The sequence below is a fragment of the Mesorhizobium sp. M6A.T.Ce.TU.002.03.1.1 genome, from assembly GCF_003997275.1.
Lineage (GTDB): Bacteria > Pseudomonadota > Alphaproteobacteria > Rhizobiales > Rhizobiaceae > Mesorhizobium > Mesorhizobium mediterraneum.
Map to the genome: position 1 here is coordinate 1 of NZ_RZTI01000245.1, position 3577 is coordinate 3577.

The 3577-nt window shown below is 62.8% G+C and carries 5 protein-coding genes; 4 read left to right on the plus strand and 1 reads right to left on the minus strand.

Features of this window, described 5'->3' with window-relative positions; genetic code table 11:
* The 4 genes from EOC93_RS32965 to EOC93_RS32980 form a co-directional block, all read left to right on the plus strand.
* The coding region (locus EOC93_RS32965) for an N-formylglutamate amidohydrolase (protein ID WP_127206703.1) at positions 1 to 533 on the plus strand (533 nt) is incomplete at its 5' end.
* A 26-nt stretch (positions 534 to 559) separates the two neighbouring features.
* Positions 560 to 868: a DUF1244 domain-containing protein gene (locus tag EOC93_RS32970; RefSeq protein ID WP_095487328.1), complete on the plus strand. Its 309-nt coding sequence runs from the start codon at positions 560 to 562 to the stop codon at positions 866 to 868.
* 76 nt (positions 869 to 944) lie between these two features.
* Positions 945 to 1616, plus strand: a complete 672-nt coding sequence (locus EOC93_RS32975; protein ID WP_127206704.1) for a DNA alkylation repair protein — start codon at positions 945 to 947, stop codon at positions 1614 to 1616.
* 107 nt (positions 1617 to 1723) lie between these two features.
* Positions 1724 to 2920, plus strand: coding sequence for an MFS transporter (locus EOC93_RS32980; RefSeq protein ID WP_095487330.1), 1197 nt, complete (start codon positions 1724 to 1726; stop codon positions 2918 to 2920).
* Here EOC93_RS32980 and EOC93_RS32985 read toward each other — a convergent pair.
* On the minus strand, positions 2878 to 3577 hold a 700-nt coding region (locus EOC93_RS32985), incomplete at its 5' end, for a LysR substrate-binding domain-containing protein (protein ID WP_127206705.1). The genes EOC93_RS32980 and EOC93_RS32985 overlap by 43 nt on opposite strands.

Below are 3577 nucleotides of genomic sequence, written 5' to 3' on the forward strand. Positions count from 1 at the left end.
ATCCTACGCTGATCCGCCAACTCTATGACGGCACCGTCATTTCGGGAAATTATCCGCTCGCCCCGGAAGAACGTGAAAGGCGGATCGATCGCTTCTACCGGCCCTATCACGATGCGGTCGGCGCAATGATCGCCTCGGTGGCCCAGGCTTCCGCGAGTGCGCCATTCATCTTTTCGGTACATTCCTTCACCCAGTTCATGCAGGGCTTCGTGCGCCCCTGGCATGTCGGTATCTTGTGGGATCGCGACGACCGAGTGGCGCGACCGCTGATCGATATGCTGGCCGCCGACAAAGACCTCGTCGTCGGCGATAACGAGCCTTATGACGGCGCGCTACGTGGCGACACCATGTTCAGGCATGCCATCGTCAACGGCTTTGCTCATGCGCTGATCGAAATCCGCCAGGATCTGATCGCCGATCGGAAGAATGCAGGCGCCTGGGCCGAACGGCTGGCGCCGATCGTTGACGCGATAAACAGCCGTCCCGATATACATCAGGTCAAACGATTCGGCTCGCGCACCGGGCCGCTGTGAGGAGAGCCCGAGGAGGCCAAGAACACATGACCGAACTCAGCGACGAGCAAAAACGCGATTTCGAAGCCGCCGCCTTCCGCCGGCTGGTTGCGCATCTGCGCGAACGCACGGACGTGCAGAACATCGACCTGATGAACCTCGCTGGCTTCTGCCGCAACTGCCTCTCCAACTGGTATCGCGACGCCGCCGAGGCCGAGGGCGTCGATCTCAGCAAGGACCAGTCGCGCGAGATCATCTACGGCATGCCCTATGCCGAATGGCAGACGCTCAACCAGCTTGACGCCTCCGATGCCAAGAAGGCGGAGTTCGAGGCAAGACGCCCCAGAGATCATTAGGATCGCTGAACGACCGAGTTCGGCCCGAGCCGGTCAGCGCAAAGCGAGAGGAACGCTGCGAAGGGAGGAGAGCATCATGTCAACAGTCAAGGACGTCTTGCGCGAGCTCGCCGCGCTCGAAGATCCGAAGATGCGCGAGGCCAATGAACGCCGTGGCGACGATCACGGTGTGAACCTCACCCATCTTCGCGCTCTCGCCAAGCGATTGAAGACCCAGCATGACCTCGCACTTCAGCTCTGGGCTACAGGCGATACCGCCGCGCGCCTTGTCGCGACCCTGGTGTGCAGGCCGAAGGCCTTCTCTGCGGCCGAGCTCGACACGATGATAAGCGACATCCGCTCTCCCAAGCTGCTCGATTGGTTCATCGTGAACGTGGTGAAGCCCGGTCGCCACGCCGAAGAACTTCGTCTGGGCTGGAAGGACGGCGACGACCTTGTCGGTCGCGCAGGCTGGAGCCTGACGACCGAAAGGGTCGTCAGGAACGCCGAGGGCCTCGATCTCGATGCCCTGCTCGACCAGATTGAGAAGGAGCTGAGGAAGGCGCCTGCTCAGAAACAATGGGCAATGAACCACTGCCTCGCCGAGATCGGCATTCACCACCCGAAACTTCGAACGCGAGCAATCGGGATTGGCGAACGGCTCGCTGTCTTCATCGACTATCCTGCATCACCCGGCTGCACGCCACCTTACGCACCGATGTGGATCGCCGAGATGGTTCGCCGACGCGAGGGAACGAGAGGTCCATGAAGGAAGCTTTTGGCTTGGCCCAAGCACTTTCAGCCCTGAGCGCTTGACTGGAAATTGAATCGATCTAATTTGCCTCGCGAGGCCATTTTCAGACCGGATTCTACGCGATGCACGCGCAAAAAATCATGCAGACCGCCATTCGTGGACGATGGGCCGTGGCGGCCATGTTCCTGGCCAACGGCTTTCTGACCGGCGCCTGGGCGCCGCAGATCCCGGTGTTCCTGACCCGGCTCGACATCTCGAAGTTCACGCTCGGCCTGTTGATCCTGCTGTTCGGCGCCGGCGCGGTCACGGCGATGACCTGGTGCGGCCACCTGATCTCCAGGCATGGGTCGCGCACCGTGCTGCGCTGGTTCGGTCTCATCGGAAGCTTCGGCCTGCTGGTTGTGGCGCTCGCGCCCAATGTGCCGCTTGCGGCCATCGCCATGTTCATCTTCGGCGGTTCGATCGGCGGCATGGATGTCGCCATGAATGCCAATGCGGTGGTGGTGGAACGGCGGTTGTCCCGCGCCATCATGTCGTCCTCCCACGGCTTCTGGAGCCTTGGCGGTTTCGCCGGCGGCGCTCTCGGCGGGTTCGCCATCCAGAACTATGGTCATCTCGCCCATGCGATCGTAGTGACGGCGTTCGCTTTCGCCCTGATTGCAGTGGCAGTCCGCTATCTGATCGCCGAGGACAAGCCGCTCCGAGGACCATCAAGGGGCACCGGGCAGCGCAAATTTGCCCTGCCTGGAAATCCGCTGGTCTATCTGGTCGGGCTGATGGCGCTGATGACGATGATCTCCGAGGGCGCGGTGCTCGACTGGGCGGCGCTGTATCTGCAGCAGGAACTCGGCGCCGATCTTGCCATCGCTGGCCTTGCCTACGCGGCCTTTTCCGGCATCATGGCCGTGATGCGTTTCTTTGGCGACGGCGTCCGCAACCGCTTCGGTGCGGTGACGACACTGCGCGTTTCGGCCCTTGTCGCCGCTGCCGGCATGCTGGTGGCCGGGCTGGCGCCCTCGCCCTGGCTCGCCATCGCGGCTTTTGCCTTCTGCGGCTTCGGCATCGCCAATATGGTGCCGATCCTGTTTTCGGCCGGCGGCAACCAGGAAGGCATGTCGTCCGGCACCGGCATGAGCGTCGTCACCACAATGGGCTATTCCGGCATTCTGGTGGCGCCGTCGGCAATCGGCTTCATCGCCGAGCACTCAAGCTTCGGTCCGATCTTCGTCGCTTTGTCGGGGCTGCTGGTCGTCGTATTTTTGATGGCCGGGCTCGCTCACCGCGCCGAATTCGCTCCCGACGCAGCACCAGCCGAATAGCGCTTCAACTCCTCATAAAGAAAATCCGCGACACGGCGGATGCGCACGCTGGTGCGCACGTCGCGGTGCATGGCTAGCCATACCGGCAGCGTCGGCAGCGCGAGGCCCGGCAGCAATGTCTCCACCAACGGATCGCGGTCGGCCAGCGGTTCTTGGCCAAAACCGATACCGTTTCCCGCCCGCACCGCCTCCCACAGCACAATCTGGTTGTCGGTCCTGAAGCGGAAGGCATTGCGGGTGAGCGGGACGCCAAACTGCGCAAAGCCGCGAATGATCTCGTCGCTGCGGTCGAAGCCGATCAGCTCGTGGCCGACGAGATCGCCGGGCTTGAGCGGACGACCGCGTCGGTCGAGATAGGATTTTGCCGCGCAGGCGCGGAGCGGAATGTCGGTCACCTTGCGCGCCACCAGCTCGTTCTGCGCCGGCTTGACCATGCGGATGGCGATATCGGCATCGCGGCGCAAAAGGTTCTCAACCTGGTTCGACGCGACAATCTCGACCTCGATGCAGGGCTCCTCGGCACCCAGCCGCGCCGTCATCTCGGGCAGGACATAGGCCGCCACCACCTCGCTGGCGGCAATCCGCACCGTGCCCTCGATCGCCTCGACCGATCCCAGTGCCAAAAGCGAAAAGGCGCTCGCCTGCTCGCTTACCGCT

Bases quoted from the DNA above. Each gene is read 5' to 3' on its own strand.
- EOC93_RS32980 (WP_095487330.1), top strand. From the start codon at position 1,724: ATGCACGCGCAAAAAATCATGCAGACCGCCATTCGTGGACGATGGGCC.
- EOC93_RS32975 (WP_127206704.1), top strand. From the start codon at position 945: ATGTCAACAGTCAAGGACGTCTTGCGCGAGCTCGCCGCGCTCGAAGAT.
- EOC93_RS32970 (WP_095487328.1), top strand. From the start codon at position 560: ATGACCGAACTCAGCGACGAGCAAAAACGCGATTTCGAAGCCGCCGCC.